General features: G+C 70.6%; 20 protein-coding genes. 4 read left to right on the top strand and 16 right to left on the bottom strand.

The window, feature by feature from the left end; translation table 11 throughout:
- Positions 1–4: 4 nt before the first annotated feature.
- From O7601_RS26115 to O7601_RS26130, 4 genes are all read right to left on the bottom strand, one after another.
- On the bottom strand, positions 5–814 hold the full coding sequence (locus O7601_RS26115) for an RNA methyltransferase (protein ID WP_281563721.1): 810 nt from the start codon (positions 812–814) through the stop codon (positions 5–7).
- A gap of 97 nt (positions 815–911) precedes the next feature.
- Positions 912–1,298 carry a VOC family protein gene (locus tag O7601_RS26120; RefSeq protein WP_281567042.1) on the bottom strand — a complete coding sequence of 129 codons (387 nt, stop codon included), beginning with the start codon at positions 1,296–1,298 and terminating at the stop codon, positions 912–914.
- Positions 1,298–1,594, bottom strand: a complete 297-nt coding sequence (locus tag O7601_RS26125) for a metalloregulator ArsR/SmtB family transcription factor (protein ID WP_281563722.1) — start codon at positions 1,592–1,594, stop codon at positions 1,298–1,300. Before O7601_RS26125 ends, O7601_RS26120 begins: the two co-directional genes overlap by 1 nt.
- A gap of 273 nt (positions 1,595–1,867) precedes the next feature.
- A complete protein-coding gene (locus O7601_RS26130; protein ID WP_281563723.1) occupies positions 1,868–2,959 on the bottom strand; it encodes a crosslink repair DNA glycosylase YcaQ family protein in 1,092 nt (363 codons plus the stop codon).
- Between the two features lie 139 nt (positions 2,960–3,098).
- Here O7601_RS26130 and O7601_RS26135 point away from each other — a divergent pair, with 139 nt between their 5' ends.
- Complete coding sequence (locus O7601_RS26135; RefSeq protein ID WP_281563724.1) at positions 3,099–4,949, top strand: thiamine pyrophosphate-requiring protein; 1,851 nt, start codon at positions 3,099–3,101, stop codon at positions 4,947–4,949.
- Between the two features lie 122 nt (positions 4,950–5,071).
- On the opposite strand, the gene O7601_RS26140 is transcribed toward O7601_RS26135, so the two are convergent.
- The 9 genes from O7601_RS26140 to O7601_RS26180 form a co-directional block, all read right to left on the bottom strand.
- On the bottom strand, positions 5,072–7,261 hold the full coding sequence (locus tag O7601_RS26140) for a transglycosylase domain-containing protein (protein WP_281563725.1): 2,190 nt from the start codon (positions 7,259–7,261) through the stop codon (positions 5,072–5,074).
- A 94-nt stretch (positions 7,262–7,355) separates the two neighbouring features.
- A complete protein-coding gene (locus O7601_RS26145) occupies positions 7,356–7,745 on the bottom strand; it encodes a hypothetical protein (RefSeq protein WP_281563726.1) in 390 nt (129 codons plus the stop codon).
- Entirely contained in the window at positions 7,742–10,477 is a 2,736-nt protein-coding gene (locus tag O7601_RS26150; RefSeq protein WP_281563727.1) for a hypothetical protein, read from the bottom strand. The genes O7601_RS26145 and O7601_RS26150 overlap by 4 nt, the downstream gene beginning before the upstream one ends.
- Positions 10,478–10,540: 63 nt before the next feature.
- Positions 10,541–12,040, bottom strand: coding sequence for a class I SAM-dependent methyltransferase (locus tag O7601_RS26155; RefSeq protein WP_281563728.1), 1,500 nt, complete (start codon positions 12,038–12,040; stop codon positions 10,541–10,543).
- A 12-nt stretch (positions 12,041–12,052) separates the two neighbouring features.
- Entirely contained in the window at positions 12,053–12,907 is an 855-nt protein-coding gene (locus O7601_RS26160) for an L-histidine N(alpha)-methyltransferase (RefSeq protein WP_281563729.1), read from the bottom strand.
- Between the two features lie 363 nt (positions 12,908–13,270).
- Complete coding sequence (locus tag O7601_RS26165) at positions 13,271–14,254, bottom strand: hypothetical protein (RefSeq protein WP_281563730.1); 984 nt, start codon at positions 14,252–14,254, stop codon at positions 13,271–13,273.
- A 275-nt stretch (positions 14,255–14,529) separates the two neighbouring features.
- Positions 14,530–15,339 carry a hypothetical protein gene (locus O7601_RS26170; RefSeq protein ID WP_281563731.1) on the bottom strand — a complete coding sequence of 270 codons (810 nt, stop codon included), beginning with the start codon at positions 15,337–15,339 and terminating at the stop codon, positions 14,530–14,532.
- 465 nt (positions 15,340–15,804) lie between these two features.
- The gene (locus O7601_RS26175; protein ID WP_210941486.1) at positions 15,805–16,914 is read right to left on the bottom strand and encodes an SPFH domain-containing protein; all 1,110 of its coding nucleotides are present in this window, start codon (positions 16,912–16,914) and stop codon (positions 15,805–15,807) included.
- A 4-nt stretch (positions 16,915–16,918) separates the two neighbouring features.
- Positions 16,919–17,389, bottom strand: coding sequence for an NfeD family protein (locus O7601_RS26180; RefSeq protein WP_281563732.1), 471 nt, complete (start codon positions 17,387–17,389; stop codon positions 16,919–16,921).
- 83 nt (positions 17,390–17,472) lie between these two features.
- On the opposite strand from O7601_RS26180, the gene O7601_RS26185 reads away from it, so the two are divergent.
- Positions 17,473–18,792 (top strand): serine hydrolase domain-containing protein, encoded by a 1,320-nt coding sequence (locus O7601_RS26185; protein WP_281567043.1) that lies wholly within the window; start codon positions 17,473–17,475, stop codon positions 18,790–18,792.
- 45 nt (positions 18,793–18,837) lie between these two features.
- Here the strand turns inward: O7601_RS26185 and O7601_RS26190 are convergent, their stop codons facing one another.
- Together O7601_RS26190 and O7601_RS26195 are read right to left on the bottom strand one after the other, a co-directional pair.
- Positions 18,838–20,124 carry an AI-2E family transporter gene (locus tag O7601_RS26190; RefSeq protein WP_281563733.1) on the bottom strand — a complete coding sequence of 429 codons (1,287 nt, stop codon included), beginning with the start codon at positions 20,122–20,124 and terminating at the stop codon, positions 18,838–18,840.
- A gap of 70 nt (positions 20,125–20,194) precedes the next feature.
- Positions 20,195–21,007, bottom strand: coding sequence for a DUF3097 domain-containing protein (locus tag O7601_RS26195; RefSeq protein ID WP_281563734.1), 813 nt, complete (start codon positions 21,005–21,007; stop codon positions 20,195–20,197).
- A 204-nt stretch (positions 21,008–21,211) separates the two neighbouring features.
- On the opposite strand from O7601_RS26195, the gene O7601_RS26200 reads away from it, so the two are divergent.
- Positions 21,212–22,006, top strand: a complete 795-nt coding sequence (locus O7601_RS26200; RefSeq protein WP_281563735.1) for a hypothetical protein — start codon at positions 21,212–21,214, stop codon at positions 22,004–22,006.
- 161 nt (positions 22,007–22,167) lie between these two features.
- Here O7601_RS26200 and O7601_RS26205 read toward each other — a convergent pair whose 3' ends face one another.
- Positions 22,168–22,773 carry a TetR/AcrR family transcriptional regulator gene (locus O7601_RS26205; RefSeq protein WP_281563736.1) on the bottom strand — a complete coding sequence of 202 codons (606 nt, stop codon included), beginning with the start codon at positions 22,771–22,773 and terminating at the stop codon, positions 22,168–22,170.
- Positions 22,774–22,801: 28 nt separating this feature from the next.
- Between O7601_RS26205 and O7601_RS26210 the strand changes: the two genes are divergently transcribed.
- Positions 22,802–23,578, top strand: a complete 777-nt coding sequence (locus O7601_RS26210) for an alpha/beta hydrolase (RefSeq protein WP_281563737.1) — start codon at positions 22,802–22,804, stop codon at positions 23,576–23,578.
- The last annotated feature ends 6 nt before the right edge of the window (positions 23,579–23,584 follow it).

A 23,584-nucleotide genomic window follows, 5' to 3' on the forward strand; every position in this document is an offset into this window, starting at 1 on the left:
CCGCTCAGAGCGGATCGTCGCGGCCCAGCTCCCAGCAGGCCACGGCGGTGGCGGCGGCGACGTTCAGCGAATCGACGCCGCGTCGCATCGGGATGACCACCCGGACGTCGCTGGCCGCCATCGCCGTGCCGGTCAGCCCGGCGCCCTCGGCGCCGAGCAGCAGCGCGGCCCGGGACCGTTGGGCCGGGTCCAGTCGCTGGATGGGCACCGCGTCGGGTGCCGGCGTCATCGCCAGCACGGTGAACCCGGCGGCCCGCACGTCGGCCAGCGCCGTCGGCCACGGTTCCAGCTTCGCGTACGGCACGGCGAACACCTCACCCATGCTGACCCGTACGCTGCGCCGGTAGAGCGGATCGGCGCAGGTCGGCGAGAGCAGCACGGCGTCCACCCCCAGCCCCGCCACCGCCCGGAAAATAGCGCCCAGGTTGGTGTGGTTGTTGACGTCTTCGAGGATCACCACGCGACCGGCGGTGGCGAGCACCTCACCGGCGGCCGGCAGCGGTTTGCGCCGGAACGAGGCGAGCACGCCGCGGTGCACGTGGAACCCGGTGGCCTCGCGCAGCACGTCGGGGGTGGCGGCGTACACCGGGGCGTCGCCGGTGTCGAGGTCGGCCAGTTGGTCGACCCGCTTGGCGTCGACGAGGAAGGACCGGGCCGGATAGCCGGCCCGCAGCGCCCGCCGCAGCACCAGCTCACCCTCGGCGATGAACAGGCCGTTCGGCGGCTCCCAGCGGGTGCGCAGCTCGACGTCGGTGAGCGCCCGGTAGTCGGCGATCCGCTCGTCGTCGGGCTCGGTGATCAGGTGGACGGGCACCCGCCGATTCTGCCGGACCCGCCGACGCCGGGCGTCGCAGGTGCCGACGGTACGCGGGCAGCCGCGATGTGATCGTCCGGCAGAATCGGCGGGACGGCTACTTCATGGTGGCGATCTGGATCAGGTTGCCGCAGGTGTCGTCGAGCACGGCGGTGACCACCGGGCCCAGGTCGGTCGCCTCCTGGGTGAACTCGACGCCCAGTCCCTTGAGTCGCTCGACCTCCGCGTACACGTCGTCGACGGCGAACGAGGTGACCGGAATGCCGTCATCCACCAGGGCCTGCCGGTACGGACCCACCGCCGGGTGCGCGTCCGGTTCCAGCAGCAGCTCGACGCCGTCGGGGTCGGCCGGCGAGACGACGGTCAGCCAGCGGTACTCGCCGGCGGGCATGTCGGTCTTCTTGGTGAATCCCAGCTTCTCCGTGTAGAAGGCGAGCGCCTTGGCCTGGTCGTCGACGAACACGCTTGTGACATGGATACGGATCACGGATCTGGTGCCTCTCGGTCGATGGGCCACCGCTCGACGATCGAGCGCAGCGGGCTGGTGTCGATGTGGTGGAACTTGTAGCGGCCTTGTCGCCGGGTGCGGACCAGACCGGCCTGTTCGAGCACCGCGAGGTGCTGGGAGATCGCCTGGCGTGACGAGGTCAGGTTGTGCTTCATGGTCAGCCGGTTGCAGATCTCGAAGAGTGTCTGACCGTCCCGGTCGATCAACTCGTCCAGGATCGTGCGTCGTGTCGGGTCACCGATGGCCTTGAACAGGTCAGGGTCGGCGTCCACAGGCTCAGTTATAGGCAAGTGGCCGCTTGCCTGTCAAGCGGACCCGACGCCGATGATCCAACCGGGTGGGACGTGGTCGGTGAAGCAACGACGGCGGCGCCACGGGATCGAGCCGCAGGTCGACGCGGATCGAGTGGCCCTGCGCGGCCCGGATCCGCCCGGCGCGCAGCTCGAACCGTTGCTTGGGTCGGGAGCCGACCGCAGGCCGCCAGCCCGGCAGCACCACATCGGTCGCAGCGGGGTGTGCGGGGCGTCGCCGTGGGACAGCGGCGACTACGACACCTGAGATCTGGTGACGGTCAGGCCGAGCCAGGTGGCGAGAGCCTCGATCTCGGCGTCGACCTCTGCGGTCATCGCCGGGGTGAAGGGGACGTCCTCGTGCAGGGCGTTGACGACGAGGACGCCCGCCTTGCGGTCGGCGGTCGCGTCCAGCTTGCCGACGAGCCGGTCATGGTGGAGTACGGGCAGCGCGAAGTAGCCCCACCGACGCTTGTCCCGGGGCTTGTACATCTCCAGGAGATACTCGTAGCCGAACAACTGCTCGGTGCGTACCCGATCATGGATCAGCCGGTCGAACGGCGACAACAGCGTGGTGCGCCCCTCGAACGGCAGCCCGAGATACGCCGGATCGACCCGCCAGGTTCCGGGTACGCCCTCGACCACGGCCTCCTCCCCGGCCGCGCCGACGAACGGCGACTCGCCCGGGGTCAACGTGCCACCGGACCGGGCGATGCCCAACGCGGCGAGCCGGCGCCGGTCACGCAGCCGGGCCGCCTCGCCCGGATCAAGCTCGGGCAGGTCGACCGGGTAGACCCGCTCGGGAAGATCCCAATAGCGCTGCCGTCCCTTCCGGCCGGCGATCGCCACCTCGCCGTGCCGGGCCAGCAGTTCGAGCATCTTGGTGACGTTGCGGTTGTTGGTCCAGCCGCTCGACGGCCAGGGCACCACGCTGGTGTCGGGGATGTCCCGCGACAGCAGCGGTCCCTTCGCCGCCAGCACCGCCAGGATGTCCCGACGGAACGGCGCGTTCTGTTCCAGCCAGGCCCGGGCGGACGGATGGGTCTCGGCGCGGGCCTCGGCGATCACGGTGGGCAGATCACCCGGGGGCCGGATGTAGGCGACGGTCTCGACCAGGCTGCGCTCGACCTCGATCGCCCTGGTCAGCTGCGCAGGGTCGTAGGTCGGACCGAGTCGGCTGAACAGCACGAGGTCGGCGCTGGGCGCGATGGCCGCCGTCGGGTCGAGTTGCAGGACCGTGAGGCGCTCGACGACCTCCACGAGGTCACTGGGACGCGGCACGGCAAGCAACTGGGCCCGGACCGCGATCCGCCGGGCGTCGTCCCGCGTCAGCCGATGAACGACCATGCCGCGACCCTACCCGGCCGACCGACCCTCTCAAGATCCGCGCACTTTCGGGGATATCGCTGCCTCCGGCACCTGCGACGCCGCACCATCAGGGAAGTTGCGGCGCAGTGCCGGTAGCCCGACCCGGAAGGCGTACCCGATGAGCGCAGACCACGTCGGCACGTACGTGCCGGCCGAGCCGTGGCCGTTGCCCCGCGACGCCAGCGTCGCGGACCACGTCGTGCAGCGGCTCGCCTGCTGGGGTGTGCGCCGGTACTTCGGCTTCCCGGGCGACGGCATCAACGGGATGACCTCGGCCCTGCAACGCACAAACGAACAGGTGCAGTTCGTCCAGGTGCGGCACGAGGAGACCGCCGGGTTCGCCGCCTCGGCGCACGTCAAGTACGGCGGTGGGCCGCTCGGTGCGGTGCTGGTGACCAGTGGTCCCGGCGCCATCCACGCGCTCAACGGTCTCTACGACGCGAAACTTGATCACCAGCCGGTGGTCGCCCTGGTCGGGCACACCGCCCTCACCGCCGAGGGGGGTGGCTACTACCAGGAGGTGGACCTGCTCGCCCTCTACAAGGACGTGGCGGCGGCGTTCCTGGCTCAACTCGACCACCCGTCCCAGGTACGACACCTGGTGGACCGGGCGTGCCGGACCGCGCTGGCCCGGCGTACCGTGACCGCCCTGGTGCTGCCGCTCGACGTGCAGGACCTGCCGGCGGTGCCCAACCCGCCGCACGCACACGGCTTCTACCACACCAGCAGCGTGCCGAGCAGCGGCCCGACCGTGCCGCCGGAGGCGGACATCCGGCACGCCGCCGAGGTGCTGGGCACCGGCGAGCGGGTGGCCATGCTTGTCGGCCAGGGCGCGCTCGGCGCCGAGAACGAGGTACGCGAGATCGCCCACCGTCTCGGCGCGGGCGTGGCGACGGCGCTGCTCGGGTTCACCGCCGTGGACCACCGCGAGCCGTGGGTGACCGGCGCCATCGGTCTGCTCGGCACCCGGCCCAGCTGGCAGTTGATGAACCAGTGCGACCGGCTGCTCATCGTGGGCAGCAACATGCCGTACTCGGAGTTCTACCCGCCGCCCGGGCAGGCGCGGGCGGTGCAGATCGACCATGACGGCACCCAGCTCGGTCTGCGCTACCCGACCGAGGTGAACCTGACAGGTGACGCCGCAGCGACCCTGCGGGCGCTGCTGGCCGCACTCGGCCCCGGACCGGGACCGACCCGCTGGCGGGAGACCATCGCCGGGGCCACCGCCGGGTGGCGGCAGTCGCAGCGGGAACTGGCCGAGCAGAACGCCCACCCGGTCAACCCGCAGCTGCTCTTCGCCCGCCTCAGCGAACGCCTGCCCGAGGACGTGATGCTCGCCGTCGACTGCGGCACGACCACCGCCTGGTACGCCCGGCACATCAAGGTGCGTCCGGGGATGCTGGCCAGCCTGTCGGGCACCCTGCTGTCCATGGGCGGTGCCATGCCGTACGCCCTGGCGGCCAAGTTCGCCCACCCGGATCGTCCGCTGGTGGCCCTGATCGGCGACGGCGCGATGCAGATGAACGGGGTCAACGAGCTGATCACGGTGGCCAAGTACTGGCGGGGCTGGGCCGACCCCCGGTTCGTGGTGCTGGTGCTCAACAACCGCGATCTGGCCTTCGTCAGCTGGGAGCAACGCTCCGACGAGGGCACCCCGATGTTCCCGGACAGCCAGCAGCTGCCCGACATCGCGTACCACCACTGGGGTGAGGTGCTGGGGCTACGCGGCGAGCTGGTAGACCGCCCGGACCAGGTGACCGACGTCTGGGACCGGGCACTGCGCGCCGACCGCCCGACGGTGATCAACGCGCTGGTCGACCCGGCCGAGCTGATGATGCCCCCACACTTCACCGCAGAACAGGCCCGCAAGACCGCCGCCGCCATGTTGCGCGGCGACACCGACTGGGCCGGTATCGTCCGCCGCGGCATCCCCAGCGTAGTAACCACCTACCGCCCCCGCCGCCCCTAACCCACCCACCCCACCATCCCACCCCGTCTCGCCCTGTTGATCATGAAGTTAGCGGCAGTGTTTGATCTTCAAACTGCCGCTAACCTCATGATCAACGGGGGCGGACGGGTGGGTGGGTGGGGTTAGCCTCGGCCCTGGAGCCAGCGGCGGAGGTCGGACAGGGGATTGTCGGGGGTGCGGCGGGGATCGGGAAGCGGGTCGCGTTCGACCGGGCGGCGGGGGGTGCCGACGAGTTCACGGCTGGGTGGGGTGAACCCCTGTTCCGGCTGGCCCTCGACCGCCGTGGCGATGGTCCGGGCGACCGCGTCGATCACCCGGGCCTGCACGGCGGCGCCGACGTGGTCGGTCGGGTCGTCCGGGTTGGCGGCGATGCCGGCGACCGCGACCTGCGGGGCGAAGCCGACGAAGCTCTCCGTGGCGGCCTGGTCGGAGCTGCCGGTCTTGCCGGCCACCGGGCGCCCGTCGAGGATCCGGTTCACGGCGGTGGCGGTGCCCCCGTTGCACTGCCCGAAGGCGGACTGCTGACCCACCGGACAGCGCGCCGCGTCGGTGGCGGCGCGGGCCACGTCGGGGTCGAGCACCTCGCGGCAGTCCGGGTCGCCGACCGGCAGCCGCTGACCGTCCGGCGCGGTCACCGACACCACCGGCAGCGGCGCGCAGTACGTCCCCTCGGCCGCCACCGTCGCGTACGCGTTGGCCAGGTCGAGTGGGGTGGTGGCGGCCACGCCGAGGGTGAACGCGCCCCAGTCGGCCGCGTCGTGCTCGGCGAAGTCGGCGTCGGACTCGGCGCGGAAGGTGATGCCCAGTCGCTGGGCCATCTCGACCACCTTCTCCGGCCCGACCTGCTCGGCCAGCCAGACGAAGTAGGTGTTCACCGAACGACCGAAGCCGTCCCACATCATCCGGTAGCCGTCCATCCACTCCGGGTTGGCGTTGGCCGGGCACCAACGGCCGTCGCAGCTGCTCTCTCCCTCGGCCGGGTACCGGGTGGGCAGCCGAGTCGGCGCGTCGAAACCGGTGGACAGGGTCCGTCCGGACTCCAGCGCGGCGAGCATGGTGAACAGCTTGAAGGTGGAGCCGGCCTGGTAGCCGGCGACACCGGCACCGCCGGAGATCAACGGGTTGACGGTGTTCGGGTAGTTGGCCTGCCCGTCGGGGTTGTCGTCGAGGCTGTAGTGCCGGTTGACCGCCATGGCCAGGACACGACCGGTGCCGGGCTCGACGGCGGCGATCGGTACGGCACGCGGGTTGTCGTACCCGTAGATGCCGGTGGCCTGGATCTGCGCGGTGGCCTGGATCTGCGGATCCAGCGTCGTCACCACGGTGTAGCCGCCGCGTCGTAGTGCCTGCTCCCGCTCCTGCGCGGTGTCGCCGAACTCCGGCTGGGCGACCCACCAGCGGCGCAGGTAGTCGCAGAAGAAGCCCCATCCGTCGCGCCCGCCGGCGGTGGCGGCGCAGCCGTTGGCCTGCTCGTTCGGCTCCAGCGTCACCTTCTCGGCCCGGGCCTCGGCGGCCTGCTCGGCGGTGATCGCGCCGGTCTCGACCATGGAGTCCAGCACGTATCCCCGGCGCTCCAACGCCGCGTCGGCGTCGCCGTCAATCGGGCTGTACGCCTCCGGCGACTGCACCAGGCCGGCGAGCAGCGCCGCCTCGGCGAGAGTCAGGTCGGCCGGGGCCTTGGAGAAGTAACGCTGGCTCGCCGCGGCCACCCCGTACGCCCCGGAGCCGAAGTACGCGATGTTGAGGTAGCGGTTGAGGATCTCGTCCTTGCTGAGACGCTGTTCCAGCGCGTTGGCGTACCGGATCTCCTGGAGCTTGCGACCGATCGTCGGTTCGGTGGCCGCGGCACGCTCCGCCGCGGTGCGGCTCGGGTCGGTCTTGAGCACGTTGCGGACGTACTGCATGGTCAGCGTCGAGCCGCCCTGCCCGCTGCCCTCGGTGACGTTGCTGACCACTGCCCGGAGCATGCCGCGCAGGTCGACCCCGCCGTGGTCGTAGAAGCGCCGGTCCTCGGCGGCCACGATGGCCTGGCGCATCACCGGCGCGATCTCCGCCAGCGCCACGTCGGTCCGGTTGACGTCGTAGAACGTGGTGATCAACGTCTTGCCGTCGTTGGCGTAAAGGTAGGACCGTTGCGGGGTGGCCGGGGTCCGCAACGCCTCGGGCAGCGCGGCGTAGTTCCCGAGCGCCGCCTTCGCGGCGAAACCGAGCAACAGGTTGCCCGGCAGCGCGGCGACCGCCAGGACCAGACCGGCGAGCACGCCGGCCAGTACGACGGTGAACAGCCGCGACAGCGGCGTAGGGGTGGCCATGGTCCCCAGGATTGCCGCGAATGCCACCTTCCGGCCACCACAATCGGCCAGTTGTCAGGCAATTCACCGCTATTTGCCAGCCGCTTCGTGCTGGTCAGCCCCCGATCAGGCGATGCCAGCTGATGAAACCGGGCAACAGGAGCACCGCACCCACCAGGGACAACACAGTCAGAATCAACGGCAATCGGGCCCGCCGCAACGCCCGGCTCAGGTACGCCTGTCTGATCTCCAGCTTCTCCGCCTCGCTGAAGTCCCGGTCGATGTAGAGGTCCGCTTCCCGTTCCGCCGCCTGAAACAGATGTGCCGCCCAGGTGGTGAACGCCGCAGCGATGACCCAGAGCGCGGAGTCCAGGGCGACCTTGGCCGTGGAGATCTGCGGGTCGGGAGGGCCGGTGGATACCGAGGTCAGCATATTGATCCCGGCACCTGCGAATAGACCGGCCAGAAAATTCAGCGTTGAGGGTGCCGGGATCGCGGCGCTCACCGGCGCGGCTCCGAGGGCGGCTCGGGCCAGGGCAGGTCAGGCCACGCGGTGCCGCAGATCCGCTTGCCCAGCGCGTCGATGCGCTCCAGGACGTCGACGCTGACGTTGCTGTCCAATTCGTTGGTGAGCGCGGCGAGTTCGGCGCGGTATTCCAGCAGTTCGCGGAGTTTGTCCTGCACCGCCGGCGTCTGCACCGTGCCGTCCCGCTTGGCGATCTGCTCTCGGATGGTGCCTTCGATCTGCTCGATCCCCCGCCGCCAGGCACGCAGATGACGCGAATTCAGCGGCACCCCGGCCGGCGGCACGACGGCCTCCGGCAGGGCCGGCTGCGTGGTGGGTTCGACCGGGTCGACCCGTTCGTGGTTGAGCACCTCCCCGTAGAGCTTGAGGCTCTCCATCTGCACCACGCGCCACACGATGTCGGCCAGCTGGGCGGCCACGAACGGAATCCGCAGCCGCTCCTCGGGGGCGGTGGGCAGCAGGACCGGGGTTTTGATCGCGCTGAGCACCCGTTGCAGCAGCGTCTGGAGATGGTCGCGGGCGCCGGCGGCGGTTTCGGTGCAGAGCAGGTTCGCTTCCAGCACCTGCGACAGGTCGATCTCCCGGCCCACCCTGGTCCACTCCTGCTCCCGCCCCATCAACCTGGCGTGCGCGGTCCGCATCGGCTGACGCATCGGCACCCCAGCACGGATCAGAGCGCTGAGGCACATCGCGGTGGTGGCCTCGTCGCGGTTCCAGGTGCCCGTGCCGCTGCGCCACCAGTTGTCGAACGGCCCGCCCTCAGCAACGTGGCGCAGCAGCCAATGGCAGGCGTCACGGACCACCGGATGATCGACGCGCAGGTTGGCCTGGCACAGGCCGAGCACCACCCGGGCGGTCACCCACGGCACCCGCGCCGGGTAGAAGTTGCCGTCGGCCTCCTGCGCCCGGCCCGCCACCTCCACCAGGTGATCGATGCGGTCCTGCTTACGGAAGCGGGCCGGTGCCGACCCCTCGAAGCCCAGCAGCAGACCCAGCACCCAGTTGCGGTACATCCGGTCGGTGTCCAACTCCCCGGCGATCATGCCGGCCAGGTGCGGCTCGGCGCCCAGCAGCGTGTCCTCCTGGGCCATCGAGCTGCGGATCTCCTCGAAGTCGGCGAAGTCGGCGGTCACCGCCCCCACCGGCTCAGGAAGCACACACGCCGGCTCCTGGTAGCGCCAACGCGCCCGCACCCACTCGGCGATTGCCCGCCACGCCTCGTCGTGGTTGAGTTGGTGCAGGGCGCTGGCGGCGAAGACCGCGGCTCCCAGGTTGTCGTCCCAGGTGGGGTCCTGGGCGCTGCGCTGGTTCAACGAGCGACCGAGCCGGGTCAGTGTGTCCCAGGTGGTCACCAGGTAGAGGCTGTCCCGGCGGGCCTCGTCCGGGGAGATGAGGCTGTCCAATCGGCTCAGGGTGGCCTTCATCAACCGGTCACCACCGCGTTGCAGATGCAGCCAGACGATCCGCTCCGGGCTCCGCCACCGCCGGTCGGCGTCCCACTGGTTGCGGGCCCGGTTCACCACCAGCCATGCCCGTCGCCGCGACCCGATCTGGTACGCGCCGTCGATCTGGAACACCAGCCCGGCGTCCCGAAGCTGCTGCAACGGCTCCCGCAGATGTCCCGCCTCCCGCACCGCCATCTGCAACTCCAGCATGCCCAGGCAGGCCAGCCGGTACAGCGCCTCCTGCTGGCCGGCGCCGGTAACCTCCCGGGTGTAGTACTCCTCCAGATCCGACTCCGTCGGCACCCGTCCCAGGGTCTCGGACAACTCGATCGCGGTCAGCGCGATGTGCGCGTCGTCGCTGGCCAGGTCACGAATCCTCGGCCAGCTCCGCTCCTCGATGTCGCTGTCCACCAGAAGCTGACTGACCAGTTGCCGCCCCTCGGCCAGCACCGGGGTCAGCGCGCGGGTCGGCTCGCCCTTGCGCAGGATGTCCGCCGCCGACTTCCAACTCGTCGCCAGCACCTGCAGGCTCAGACCGAAGTCGCTGCGCAGCCGCTCCAGACAGTCGAACAGCTCGTTGCGCACCGGCAGGTTCGCGTGCAGGTTCTCCAACACCACCAGGTAGTCGCCGGTCCTGCTGCTCGGCTGCTGCAACAGGGCCAGCACGATCGACGCCGGCCCGTCGGCCGGGTCGCTGAGGTTCAGCCACACCACCCCGTCGCCCTCGCCCAGGCGATGCTCGACGACGTTGGCCACCAACGCCGACTTGCCGCAGCCGTGGTCACCGACCACCACCACGTCGTGCCCGGCCTCCAGCATCTCCTCGACCCTGCTCGAACTCCGCGTGATCCGGTGCAGCCGGGCGTAGTACTCCATGGTGCTCTGATTCGGAAGCTGGGCGTGCCCGACCCGCTTGGGCTGCCACGACGGACCCAGCGGCTCCCCCCACTGAACCAGGGCGTAACTCAACAACACCAACGGGGAGATCCCGACCGACACCGCGGCGACCCGGACCGCCGCCTCGGGCAACCGCACCTGCAACGGCTCGTCAGGCGTCTCGACCCGCACCTTCAGACCGTGCACACCGTTGGCGAACTCCGTGGTCACCTCGGCGTAGACGGGCAACGCCGCCCGGTGGTTGCCCGTCGGGGACAGCTGCGCCAGCAGATCCTGACGCGCGGCCTCCAACAGGTCGAGAATGGCGGCCTCGGGGCCGAGGGAATTCACGGCCTTCCAGTCGGTGGTGGGTGGTCCGTCCGTCGTCACCGGCGCATCCCCTCCTCCGGCGGCTCACCCTGGTCAACCGGCAGTCACCGGGACAACTCGATGCTAACCGCCGGGGCTGCCACTGTCGTCTTCGGACAGCGCGGCGCAGAGCCGGAGGTACTTCGTGCGGACCAACTCCCCCTCGACCTCACCGATGTCCGTCTCGGCGAGGGTGAACCCCCGACGGCCGAACGCTTTCCGGACATCATCGGCATCGCCAAGATCGTGGCTCTCCATCCGGGACGCGTACTCACGGACCGCCGCGGACAGCTCCTCCAACTGCACCTGGAGCAGCCCGCGCCAGCCGAGGGCACGCTGCCGAAATCGCAACTCGAAGTCGTCGACGAGGTCGCTCACCTGGTGCCGGTCGTCCTGCGCGTCGACGGTGGGCCACTCGTTGCCGGGATGCAGCCGCACGGTGGTCACCACCTGGCCCCCCGGACGCAGCAACGCCGACCAGCTGTCGATCACCGTGACCGCCGCCGCCCGGTCGAAGCGGGTCAGGAAGGCGTCGGCGACGACCAGGTCGAAACCTTCGTCGGCTGTCAGCCGGCGCACCGTGTCCGGGCAGGTGATGTCGGCCTTGTGTAGCAGGACCTCGGTGCCCGCCTGGCGGGCGTACCACTGGCAGGCAAGCAGCGGCGTCTGGCACTTGTCGACCACGTGAACGTCCAACTGATCGGGCAGCGTGCCCGTCGTCGATCGCATCGCGTCCAGCACGAACGCCAGCGTGGTGTAGTCGGCGGCGCCGCTGATCAGGATCCGCCGGGCACCTCCGCGGATGGCCTCGATCAATCGCCGATGGTAGAACTCGGCGTGCCACTGTGGGCTGCTCACCATGTCGAAGAGTCGCAGATACTGCCAGGCGGAGTGGTACCAGGAGCAGTTGAGGCTGTCCTGATGCGAGGGACCGCACGACATGGGTGCCATCGCGTAGAGCATCTTGGCCGACTGGATCAAGGAGTGGGTCAGCGCCGGGCCGGGCGGACGTGCCCGCTGCGCGCTGGCCGGCACCCGACGCATCAGCGCCTCCCAGAGCAGGCTGGCCCGTTCCACGTCCTCGGAATGCCGGCTGACCACCCACGACGTCACCCCGTCGCGGCCCACCTCCTGACGTACCACCACCCGACGATCGATCAGCCACATGTCCGCCATCGGGACCTGGAGCGTCTCGCCGCCGATGCTCAGTGCCACCTTGACCGGGTGCAGGTGATGTTGGCGGTCCTCGTCCACCTGCCGGTCGACCTCGGTGCCACCCACGTCCTCGCCCGGCACCAGATACATCCGGCGAATCGTCGCGTGCCGTGCCAACTGCTGGAACACCGCCCGGGAGAACAGCTCCGCCGGCCGGCTGACCGCCGAGTACGGCACGATCTGGCACAGTTCCTGGTGCACACCCGAGGCCAGGCTCTGGATCAGCTCGTCCACCGCGGCGCCTGGCAGCCGTACGCTCTGCGGGTCAGTGCCCTCGTACGACGCTCGGAAGAACACGTTCGCCCGACGCGCCCGCTCTATCAGGTCAGCTGACGACATCTGCTGCATGCTGCTATCAGGCTCGGTCATCCGGCCCTCCCCTCACCGCCGCGCCGCCGTCACGACCAGGTGGGCATCACCCGGTGCGTACGCGACGGCGCGGACCTGCCAACCCGCCTCCTCGACGGCGACGATGACGTCACGAGGACGGAACCTGCGGGACTGGAAACATCGGATGCGGTGCCCGGCGGCCAACTCACCGTCGTCCAGACGCGCCGGTCGGCGCAGCACCGCCTCGCCGACCACCACGTCGTCGTGCCAGGTCAGGGCAAAATCGAGATCGGCCCCGGCTAGGCCGGCGGCCAGCAGCGGTTGCAGCGCGGCCTCGCGGAACTCCGGCGAGCGGTACGGAGCCAGCACGGCGTCCGCCGTGGCGGTGTGCCGCGGGGCGAGGGCGACGCTGAGCAGCAGCACGTCACCGACGCATAGCGCGTCCCGGATGTTGGCCAACACCCTCACGGGTTGCTCGACGTTGCCCAGCGTGTGGCCGAGCAGGCAGCCCACCACCGGTGCCGTACCGGCCCGCCATCGCTCCACCGCACAGGAGGTGCCGCACTCGATGTCCCACACGTGGGAGTCAACGCTCATCCGGTCGCCCGCGAAGCGGGTGAGCCGGGCGCAGGCTATGCCGAGCAGGGTTTCGCTGAAGTCGAGAGCCAGATATCGCCGACAGGGCCGTCCCCGGCTGCCCAGCCGCTCAAGGAACGCCCTGCTGCGACCGCCGTTGCCCGGCCCGATCTCGGCCACCGTGAGTGCCCCCACGGCCAGCATGCCGGCGGAGATCAGGGCGTCCGCCTCGTGGTGGGCGGCGGTCAGCATGCTCAGATAGTCCGCGGAACTGGCATACGTGTCGTGGGTGTGCGCGGCGCTGCCGGCGTAGGCGAACTTGAGCGGCACCCGGCCCGCCCGGATCGCCCGGAGGGCGGCCGTCCGATGCGGCTCGCACTCGAAATAGGGCCGATCGGGGGGCGCCGACAACGACGGGGAGGACGGACAACCCGGCAGCGACGAGGCGGAGGCCGGCTTCCCGGCATCACCTGTCACCCGGTGCACGCATCTCGCCTCTGCCACAAGTCCTCCGACGAGATCAGGGCCGCCGCCGATTACTTGACAATAGGGGTGAGTTGCAACACCACGCACGCTCCTCATTGCCATGATTTCGCAATCTGTAATTCAACACATGAGCCGGGGATAAAGAGCTCCATCAATCAGTGGAGCACATTTTGCCCGAACGGGGGATAGCTGAGCTCACCTCGACTCCTACGCTCGGCCGCCGCGGTCGACCAACTGGGCCACCGCGTCCCGCGCGGCGGCGGTGAATGTGGTCGGCGTGAACATGTGTAGCTGCCAGTCGCCCTGTAGTCCACCGATGTCGTCGACCCCCTCCTCCACCAGCAGCACCAGGTACTTGCGGAAGGCGAGCGCGGCGCCCTTCTCCTCGATCAACCAGGCGCTTGTGGCGTACTTCTCCTCGTCACCGGCAAACCGGCGGGCCCGCGTCATCAGCGACACGAAGTACTCGCAGTCGCGGATCCGGTTGAGCACCGCCGAACCGACGTACCCATCGGCCCGCCGCCCGGTGACCACCGTGAAGCCCCGATCCTCCAGCAGGCCGGAGAGCCCCCGCACGTACCCGTTCTCCTCGGTGAAGCGGTACGACAGGAACACGCTGCGGGCCGCGCTGGCAGGACCCGTCAGCTCCGAACGCGCCATCTCCAGGGCGCGAATCTCGCCGACGTCCTCGACCGCCTGCTTCAGCTTGTCGTCACCGGTCTCGGCCGCGATGCCCCGAACCTGGGCGAACAGCTGGCCCGTGCGGGCCGGGCCGGTGGCCAGCAGCCGAAAATCGCGGCAGGCGATCAACATCGCCTCGGTCTCCGCGGTCAACATCTGCGCCGGGGTGCGTTTGTCGAGGGTGTAAATCTCCTTCAACCCGCTCCGCGCGCCACGGTAGAACATCGACGCCTGCTGCTCCACCGCCGCAAGGTCGACGTAGAGCACGACCGCGATGCCGGCGGCCGACCAGCCGAGCGCCAGATCGCCGGTACGGGTCAGCCCGGTGGATAGCGGATCGACGATCACCACGTCGAAGGCGGTCTCCGCGGCGGCGCGTTCCGCCTCGTCGAGATTTTCCTGCACGACCACCCGCTCCACCAGCGGGCTGCGGGTCAACTCCTCATAGAGTTGACCGACGGCGGGAACGGAGTCACACACGAGCACAGTCAGTCGGGACAGCGCAGGCACCAAGGCTCCATGGATATCTCACTGACGGGAAATGAGCACCCATGGTGGCATGATGATGAGCGAAAACACCCCGCCGAAATGTCCACCTAGATTGTCCGAACGGCCCTGCGGCTCCAGACCCCGAGGCGGTGCGACCACCGAACTTCTACCCGCGCGGAAAGAACGGCGCGATAGCGTTCTGCGACGCAGCGGCCAGTCCGGAATCCGACAGTTCTTCAACCTCGCCAATTCACCTCGCTAAAACGAGCAGATTCCAATGTCGTTCCAGCGATCGATCAGGCCGTTCCGAGTGGGCCCGCGCCGCCGGGGCCCATCGGCGCGGGCGGACCGGCGGTGGCGACGCTGGCGCTGGTGGCGTCCCGGAGGATCTCCCGGGGCAGCAGGCGGCCCGAGCGGTAGCAGATGCCGATGCCGGAGATCAACACGAAGATCGCGCCAAAGGTCTGCAACGAACCGATCAGCGCGCCGCCGATGCCGAGCAGCGGGCTGGCGATCATCAGCATCGCCCCGTCCCCGATGCTGAACATCCCCGAACGCGCCACCGCCCACCCGGTCAGCAACCAGCCGGCGCTGTAGCAGGTGGCACCGACCAGCACCAGCGAACGGGCGCTGGTGCCGAAGACCGGGGTGTGCTCGGACAGCCCCGCGAAGGGCAGCATGAGCACCGTACCGGCGATGCTGACCAGCAGGCCGGCCACGGCGGCGTGGCGGCTGCGGGTGGCGGCCAGCAGCCCGGTCAGGCCGAGCAGGGCCAGCAGGCCGAGCCAGACCGCGGCCACCCAACCGATCAGGTACAGGGCCCGGCCGTCGGCCGGATACGGATCGTTGCCAACCCCGCCGTCGCTGGCCATCGCCACCGCGCCGTAGAGGATCGCGTACGCCGGCAGCAGCCAGACCGCGGCCCGGGCCAGCCGCCGCAGCGACCAGGCCCAGCTGGCGTTGGTGGCGGGCCTGGGTGGTGCCGGCTCGTCGATGAAGGGAAGGACGCCGAACCCCCCACCGGTACGCCGGGTGCCAATCGGTCCCTTCGGGTCGTGGGCTCCGGGCACCTCCGGCGTGGACCACAGCCGCCGCACCGGCTCCATGCGTCACCTCACTCACCTGCGGGCGGTGCCGGGACACGCCGAGGTGCCCCGATGCCTGGGTCACCACCCGTACTAGGACCGATGGTGGCAGGCAACCGGGACGCTTCATGAGCTTTTCTCACATTTGCCGTGGGGTCCGAGCCCAGCCGGCGGAACCTGGCCCCGCCACTGCGCGAGACCACCGGTCAGACGCCCGGTCGGTGCCCCGCCGTCGTGGTGCCCGGGTTGCGGCATCCCGCACCCACCAGGCAGGCGGAGACCGCGAGTCGCGGCATCCCGGGCCAACCGACCCGGCGCAGACCGCGCCTTGCCGCGTCCCGTGGAGCGGCGTCGGCTGGTGTTCGAGATCACCGTCAGGCCAGCTGGCGGCGGCGGAGACCGCGAATCAGGTCAGGGCGCGAACCCGGGCCCGGGACGCGAACCGGCCCGAACCGCCACAGCGGTTCGGGCCGGCAACGGATCGGGTCAGCCGCGCTCGCGCTGATCCGAGGTGTCGTTGAGCAGGGCCGCCGGGGAAACCGGCTCCGGCGCGGGCAGCCCCTGCGGGCTGTTGCCGCCGGTGGCCTGCGCCTCGGCTACGCGTACCTCGTTGTGGATCTCCTGGGCCGCCGCGGCGGCGGCCTGTGCGGCCTCCGCGGCCTCCCGCTCGACGGCGCTGGCATCGTCGGAGGCTTCCTTGCTCGGCGCGTCACCGACCATCTGGCCCAGACCGCCGAGTGCGCCGCCCATACCTTCGAGGGCCCTGGTCAGCTCGGTCGGCACGATCCACACCTTGTTGGCCGTGCCGTTGGCGATCTGCGGCAGGGCCTGGAGGTACTGGTAGGCGAGCACCTTCTGGCTCGGGTTGGCCTGGTGGATGGCGTCGAACACGGTACGGATCGCCTTCGCCTGACCCTCGGCCTGCAGGATCCGGGCCTGCCGGTCACCGTCGGCGCGCAACACCGCCGCCTGCTTCTCACCCTCGGCCGAGAGGATCTGCGACTGCTTGTGCCCCTCGGCGTTCAGGATCGCGGCCCGGCGGTCCCGCTCGGCGCGCATCTGCTTCTCCATCGAATCGCGGATGCTCGGCGGCGGCTCGATCGCCTTGATCTCCACCCGGGTCACCTTGATGCCCCAGCGGCCGGTGGTCTCGTCCAGCACGCCGGAGAGGTGCCGGTTGATCTCCTCCCGGCTGGTCAGCGCCCGTTCCAGGTCCAGCGAGCCGATCACGTTACGCAGCGTGGTGACGGTCAGCTGCTCGATCGCCTGGAGGAAGTTGGAGATCTCGTAGGTGGCCCGGACCGAGTCCACCACCTTGAAGTAGAGGACGGTGTCGATCGACACGACCAGGTTGTCCGAGGTGATCACCGGCTGCGGCGGGAAGCTGACCACCTGCTCGCGCATGTCGACCTTGGTGCGTACCGCGTCGATGAACGGCACGAGAATGTTGAGGCCGGGATTCAGCGTGCGCTTGTACCGGCCGAGCCGCTCGACGACATCCTGACGCTGCTGCGGCACGATCCGCACCGACTTGGCCAGGGTGACCACGGCGATCAGCGCCACTGCTATCAATAGGGCGGGAACTACGAACTCCATCCGTTCACCTTTCCGCTTCGGGTAGCTCACCGGGAGTGGTGACGTCCCGCCAGACCAGGGCTACCGCTCCCTTGACCTGGATAACCTGCACCCGCTCGCCGGGTGCGAAAACCTGGGTGGCGTCGTAGGCGCGGGCGCTCCACACCTCGCCGTCGATCTTCACCATGCCCCGGTCGGCGTCCACGTGCTCAAGCACCAGGGCGGTGGAGCCCTCGATCGCCTCGACCCCGAAGGTGGTGTCGTCGCTGTCGGAGCTGGTCTGTCTGTGTCGCTGGATGACCGGCCGCGCGGCGAACACGGTAAGTGCGGAGACGACCGCGAAGACCACAGCCTGCACGGCCACCGGCGCACCCAGCGCGGCGGCGCCCGCGGCGGCGAACGCGCCGACCGCGAACATGATCAGGAACAGGGTCGCCGTGAAGATCTCAGCGACCGCCAGCACCACACCCAGCACGATCCACAACACGGCATCCACGTAACGATCGTGACATGTCCGTGCACGTGTCATCGAACTGTCATGATCTCAGGGCGACCCACCTCGACATCAAGGGAGACTTCGTGCCCCTGCGTCCCGAAACCGCCCGACAGGTCGACGCTCTGGTGGCCGACGCGCAGTCCGCCGGCCACGTCCCATCGCTGATCATCGGCGTGGTCCGCGACGGCGCGCTTGCCCATCTGGCCGCCGCCGGCACGCAGCCGCTCCCCGACGCCGATCTCCAGTACCGGATCGGTTCGATCACCAAGACGATGACCGCCGTACTGGTCATGCAGGAACGCGACGCCGGCCGGCTGGCCCTGGACGACCCACTGCGCCGATACCTGCCCGAGGCCGCCGCGGCCGGGCCGGTCACCCTGCGGCAGTTGCTCGGACACGCCGGCGGTCTGCAACGCGAACCCGACGGGCCGTGGTGGGAACGCAGCGAGGGCGTCGACCTGGCCGCCCTGCTGGCCGGGTTCAGCGTCACGAAGGTCGCGCACCCGCCGCACCGCGTCTGGCACTACTCGAACCTGGCGTACGGGCTGCTCGGCGGCGCGCTGGAGCGGGTCACCGGCACGCCCTGGGCACAGTTGACGCAGGAACGGATCCTGGACCCACTCGGACTACACCGCACCACCTACGCCGCCACCGAGCCGTTCGCCCGTGGATACGTGCTGCACCCCTGGCACGACACGCTGCGGGAGGAGCCACGGACCGACAGCCGGGCGATGGCGCCGGCCGGTCAGATCTGGTCCACCGTCACCGATCTCGCCCGCTGGGCGGCCTTCCTCGCCGACCCGGACCCGGCCGTGCTCAACCCCACCACCGTCGACGAGATGTGCGCACCGGTGATCCTCAGCGACCTCGACGCCTGGCGCGGCGGATACGGCCTCGGCATCCAGCTCACCCGCGACGGCGACCGGGTCCACGTCGGGCACGGCGGCTCGATGCCCGGTTACGTCGCCACGCTGGCCGTGCACCGTCCCAGCCGCACCGGCGTCGTCGGCTTCGCCAACTCGTACGGCTTCCGCACCGGCGGGATCGGGCCACTCGGTCACCAGATCCTCACCCACGTGCTCGACGTCGAGCCGGTGCCGACCCGGCCGTGGCAGCCGGCCGAGGCCCCACCGCCGGCCGACCTGGCTCCGCTGACCGGACGCTGGTGGTGGATGGGCACCTCGCTCGACGTCAGCTGGGACCGGGCAACCGGCGAACTGGTCGGCATCCTGCGCGGCGACCGGGTCAGCCGCTACGCCCCGGAGGGCCCGGACCGGTGGCGCGGCGTCAGCGGCGTCGAGAACGGCGAGGTGCTGGCGGTGCTACGCGACGAGGCGGGCCGCCCGGCCGCGCTGGACGTCGCCACCTTCGTCTTCACCCGTGACCCGGACAGTGAGCCCTGACCCGGGGCGCCCCGCGCCTCGCCCGGCCGGCCCGAGCGAGACCCGTCAGACCGGGGTGGAGCGGACCACCACCGCCTCCGGCGCGGGCGGCGGCGTGGTCGGCCGCTGCCGGGACAGCCGGCGCACGGCGGTGTTGAGCACCGCGATCAGCGGTACGGCGACAAGCGCGCCGACGATGCCCTCCAGCACCACCCCGGCGGTCACCGCCAGCACCACGGGCAACGGATGCAGCGCCACCGCCCGACCCATGATCCATGGTTGCAGGACGTTGCCCTCCACCTGCTGCACCACGATCACCGCACCGAAGATGATCAGCGCGGTGACCCAGCCAGCGTCCACCAGGGCCACCAGGACCGCGACCGCGCCGGACAGCGTCGCGCCGACGATCGGTATGAACGCGCCGAGGAACACCAGCGCCGTCAGCGGAAAGGCGAACGGCACGTCGAACAGCACCAGGGCGATCCCGATGCCCACGGCGTCGATGAACGCCACCAGCACCGTGGCGCGCACGTAGGCGACCAGGGTCCGCCAGGCGGCCCGTCCGGCGTCGTTGACCCGCCAGCGGGCGGCGACCGGGAACATCCCGACCAGGAACCGCCAGATCCGGTCGCCGTCGCGGAGGAAGAAGAACGTGGCGAACAGCACCAGCAGTGCGCCGGTGAACACCTCGACCACGGTGCCTGCCGTGGCGAGCGCGTTGCTGGTCAATGCCTGCGAGTTCTCGTTGATCCAGTTCTGTCCGGCCTCGATGTACCTGTCGAGTTGGGTGTCGGAGAGGTTCAACGGGCCGTCGCGCAGCCAGGTCTGAATCTGCCCGATGCCGGCCGCGGCGCTCGCGCTCAGCTCCGGCAGGCCCGCGATGAACTCGTTGACCACCAGGGTCAGCGTGCCGACGACTGCGGCCAACCCGCCGATGAGCACCACGGCCGTGGCCAGCGTACGCGGCAACCGGGCGCGCAGCAGCCAGCCGACGGCCGGCGCCAGCAGGGCAGCCAGCAGCAACGCCACCAGCAATGGGACGATGACGACACGGATGGCACCGAAGATCCGCAGCAACGCCCAGCCGACGATCCCGATGACGATGAGCCGCCACGACCAGGCGGCGGCGATACGCAGGGCCCTCGGCACGTCCGCGTCGTCGCGGCTGGTCGTGGAGACGGCCCCGTCGTCGGTCGGCGGCACCGGTTCAGGCATCAGCCGATCCCGCTCCACAACTGCCCGCTCGGCACGCCGCGCCTGCTCCCGCTCGCGGGCCGCACGCACCGACTCGCGTCCCGCCGCGTACGCCTGACGCAACCGCTGTCGCAGTTGCCCTAACCGGCTCACGTGCATACCCCCCGGGGTGGTAGGGACCAGGCCGTTCACGGTAGCGGTCGACGACCTCGCCGGTGGGGCCGGCGGCTCAGTCCGATTCGGTCACGAAGTCGATCAGCCGCTCCATCGCGTTGATCAATGGCGTCTCCACGTCGGCGAAACTGTCCACCCGGGACAGGATGTGCCGCCACATGTCGCCCGGTCCGGCGACACCGAGTGCGGCGCAGACACCTTCCTTCCAGGGCCGTCCCGGTGGCACCACCGGCCACGCCGCGATGCCCAGCGCGGCCGGTTTCACCGCCTGCCAGACGTCGACGTAGGGGTGACCGGTGACCAGGACGTGCGGCGAGTTGACCCGGGCCACGATGCGGCTCTCCTTGGAGCCGGGCACAAGGTGGTCGACCAGCACACCGAGCCGACGGCCGGGACCCGGGCCGAAGTCGCGTACCTCGGCGTCGAGCGCGTCGATGCCCGAAAGCGGTTCCACCACCACACCCTCGATGCGTAGGTCATCGCCCCAGATCCGCTCGACCAGGGCGGCGTCGTGCACACCCTCGACCCAGATGCGGCTGGCCCGGGCGACCCGGGCGCGGACCCCGTCCACCGCGACCGACCCGGACGCGGTACGCCGCCGGGCCGCCGGCACCGGCGGCCGGGTGGGGCGGCGCAGGGTGACCGGGCGGCCGTCGAGCAGGAACGCCGCCGGCAGCAGCGGAAAGTTGCGCCGACGACCGTGCCGGTCCTCCAGCACCACCGCGCCGGATTCGAAGCCGACGACCGCCCCGCAGAAGCCGGATTCGGCGTCCTCGACCACCAGGTCCGGTTCGGCGTCGACCTCCGGGGTCACCTTCCGCCGCCGCCAGTCCCCTGCCAACATGTCCTCGCCGTACCGCCGCCCCATCCCGCCACGCTAAGCCCGCCACCCCCACGCCCCAACCCCAACACACCACACCCTCCCCTCCCGGTCGCGATCATGCAGTTCTGGCATGTGACAAAAGCCGTGAAGGGTGATCAATCGCGCGCCACAACTGCATGATCGGCGCGACGGGGAGGCGGCGGCGCGGCAGTCGAGACACGGACGGGCGTCACCACGTACTCTTTCGGCATGTCCACCCCCGCTGCGGGTGCGGCCATCCTCGCGCCGCGCCGGTCGAGCCGGTTCGTTGCCTGGGTGCGCGCGTGGCGCGCCGGGCTGGTGCCGTTCGACGAGGTCGCCGACGCCGTCGCCGGCACCGAGGAGCACCTGGTCGCCGACGCGCCCGGCACCTGGACCGACGTACCGCTGCGGGAGGCGCTGCCCACCCTGGCCAAGCTCTCGCCGGACGAGATCCGGCTGGTGCTGCCGGCGCCGGGCGACCCACGCGGCCTACCCGGCCCGGGCGACTTCGCCGGTGCCGCGCTACTCGCCGGCGAGGCCGTGATAGCCGGCGCGCTGGGGCTGATCCCCGAGGTACGCGTACACACCTCCGGTTCCGGCGACACCTTCGAGACGGTGCTCTGGCGGGTGCATCCGCTGCCGGCGAACGCTCCCGCCGCCTGCCTCACCCTGCCCGGCGCCGCCGAAGCGGAGGCGGAGCTGGCCGCCGCGCTGGCCGACACCACCGCCGCGCTCACCCGCCTCGACGTGGCCCAGTGGCGCCCGGAGCTGGCCGGCGCCCTGGAGGCGTTGCGTCGCCCCGACGGCACCACCGACCTGCCTCCCGGGTTCGACCCGCGCTCGCGCCGGCTGTTCGCCCGGGCCGCCGTGCTCGACCGGGTGCTCGCCCTGGCCGGGCACGCGGCACCCGGCGGCGCGGTCAACAACCACGAGGCCCAGCAGCGCGACGCCGCCCTGCGCCCGCTCACCGCCGCCTGCCGCCAGGCCCTCGTCGCCGCCTGCAACGCCCCTCTACGTCCCTGACCCCAGCACCCCAGCACCCCAGCACCCCAGCACCCCAGCACCCCAGCACCCCAGCACCCCAGCACCCCAGCACCCGCGATCTTGCAGTTTTGGTCGGGACAAAAGCGGACGGAGGCCGCATCGCGGCGACCACAAGTGCAAGATCTGTCGCGGGGGGCTGTTCAGGGGGTGTGGGCGGCGAGGAAGATGCGGACCGCCTCGTCGGCCCAGCGGTGCAGCTCAACCTCGGAGAACGACGTGCGGACCGCGAACATCGCTTCGTTGAGCGGAATCGACAGGATCAGGTAGTTCAGGTACTGCGCCGCGAGCGGCGGGTCCGACACGCGTAGCAGACCCCGCTCGGCGAGACGGGTGATGACCCAGGCGAGGGTGGCGTGGCCGCGTTCCGGCGCGGCGTGATGCCACGCGCGGGCCAGCTCCGGAAAGCGGCCCGCCTCGCCGATCAGCATCCGACGCAGTTGCAGCAGGTGCGGGGCGGTGACCGTGGCGATGTGCTCGCGGGCGAAGGCCCGCAGGTCGTGTGGGAGATCATCGGAGTCGGCCAGGGCCTCGACGTACGCCGACCCGGCCCGCTCAGCCTCGGCGATCGCGCCGGTGAACACCGCCTCGAAGAGTCCGTGTTTGTCGGTGAAGTGCGCGTAGACGGTTACCTTGGAGACACCGGCGCGGGCGGCGATCCGGTCCATCCCGGCGGCCAGGTAGCCGTGTTCGAGAAACTCGATCAGAGCTGCGGCGAGGATCCCGCGCCGGTTGACGTCCTTTCGCATCCCCGAACTGTACTGTACGGTTCAGTTCATGCCAGTGGTCACGTCTCCGGACGGCACCCGCATCGGGTACCAACGCGAGGGTGCCGGCCCTTCACTGATCCTCATCGACGCCGCCGGGCACTTCCGCGCCAACAGCCCGCTCGGCGAACTCGCCGACCTGCTCACGACCGACTTCACCGTCTACCGCTACGACCGTCGTGGGCGTGGCGGCAGCGGCGACACCCCGCCGTACGCCCCGCAGCGCGAGGTCGAGGACCTCGCCGCGCTGATCGCCGAGGCCGACGCGCCCACCGCGCTGTACGGGTACTCCTCGGGTTGTCTGCTCGCGTTGCACGCCGCCGCCGCCGGCCTCGACGTGCGACGGCTGGTGCTGTTGGAGCCACCGCTGAACACCGACGGCGACGAAGCCGGTCAGCGGGCCTTCACCGCGCACCTGGGCCGGCTGACCGGCGCCGAGGCGGTGACCTTCTTCCTGACCGAGATCGGCGTGCCCGAGCACATGATCAGCGGGATGCGCGACACACCGCACTGGAACGCCATGGTCTCGGTGGCGCACACGCTGGCGTACGACAGCCTGCTCAGTGCCGCCACCGGCCCGGCGGTGCTCGCCCGGGTCACCACCCCGACGCTCGTCCTGCACAGCGCCGGCAGCACCGGCGACCTGACCGAGATGGCCGCCACCACGGCCGGTCTGCTGCCCGCCGCCGAGCGACGCGGCCTGCCCGGCGAGTGGCACGGTGTGCCGGCGGCCACCCTCGCCCCGGTGCTCACCGAATTCCTGCGTCGCGACGCGACACGGCAGTGACCAGGT

This window comes from Verrucosispora sp. WMMD573, from assembly GCF_027497175.1.
Classification (GTDB): Bacteria; Actinomycetota; Actinomycetes; order Mycobacteriales; family Micromonosporaceae; genus Micromonospora.

Bases quoted from the DNA above. Each gene is read 5' to 3' on its own strand.
- O7601_RS26130 (WP_281563723.1), bottom strand. From the start codon at position 2,959: ATGGTCGTTCATCGGCTGACGCGGGACGACGCCCGGCGGATCGCGGTC.
- O7601_RS26135 (WP_281563724.1), top strand. From the start codon at position 3,099: ATGAGCGCAGACCACGTCGGCACGTACGTGCCGGCCGAGCCGTGGCCG.
- O7601_RS26140 (WP_281563725.1), bottom strand. From the start codon at position 7,261: ATGGCCACCCCTACGCCGCTGTCGCGGCTGTTCACCGTCGTACTGGCC.
- O7601_RS26155 (WP_281563728.1), bottom strand. From the start codon at position 12,040: ATGACCGAGCCTGATAGCAGCATGCAGCAGATGTCGTCAGCTGACCTG.
- O7601_RS26170 (WP_281563731.1), bottom strand. From the start codon at position 15,339: ATGGAGCCGGTGCGGCGGCTGTGGTCCACGCCGGAGGTGCCCGGAGCC.
- O7601_RS26175 (WP_210941486.1), bottom strand. From the start codon at position 16,914: ATGGAGTTCGTAGTTCCCGCCCTATTGATAGCAGTGGCGCTGATCGCC.
- O7601_RS26190 (WP_281563733.1), bottom strand. From the start codon at position 20,124: ATGCACGTGAGCCGGTTAGGGCAACTGCGACAGCGGTTGCGTCAGGCG.
- O7601_RS26195 (WP_281563734.1), bottom strand. From the start codon at position 21,007: ATGGGGCGGCGGTACGGCGAGGACATGTTGGCAGGGGACTGGCGGCGG.
- O7601_RS26200 (WP_281563735.1), top strand. From the start codon at position 21,212: ATGTCCACCCCCGCTGCGGGTGCGGCCATCCTCGCGCCGCGCCGGTCG.
- O7601_RS26205 (WP_281563736.1), bottom strand. From the start codon at position 22,773: ATGCGAAAGGACGTCAACCGGCGCGGGATCCTCGCCGCAGCTCTGATC.
- O7601_RS26210 (WP_281563737.1), top strand. From the start codon at position 22,802: ATGCCAGTGGTCACGTCTCCGGACGGCACCCGCATCGGGTACCAACGC.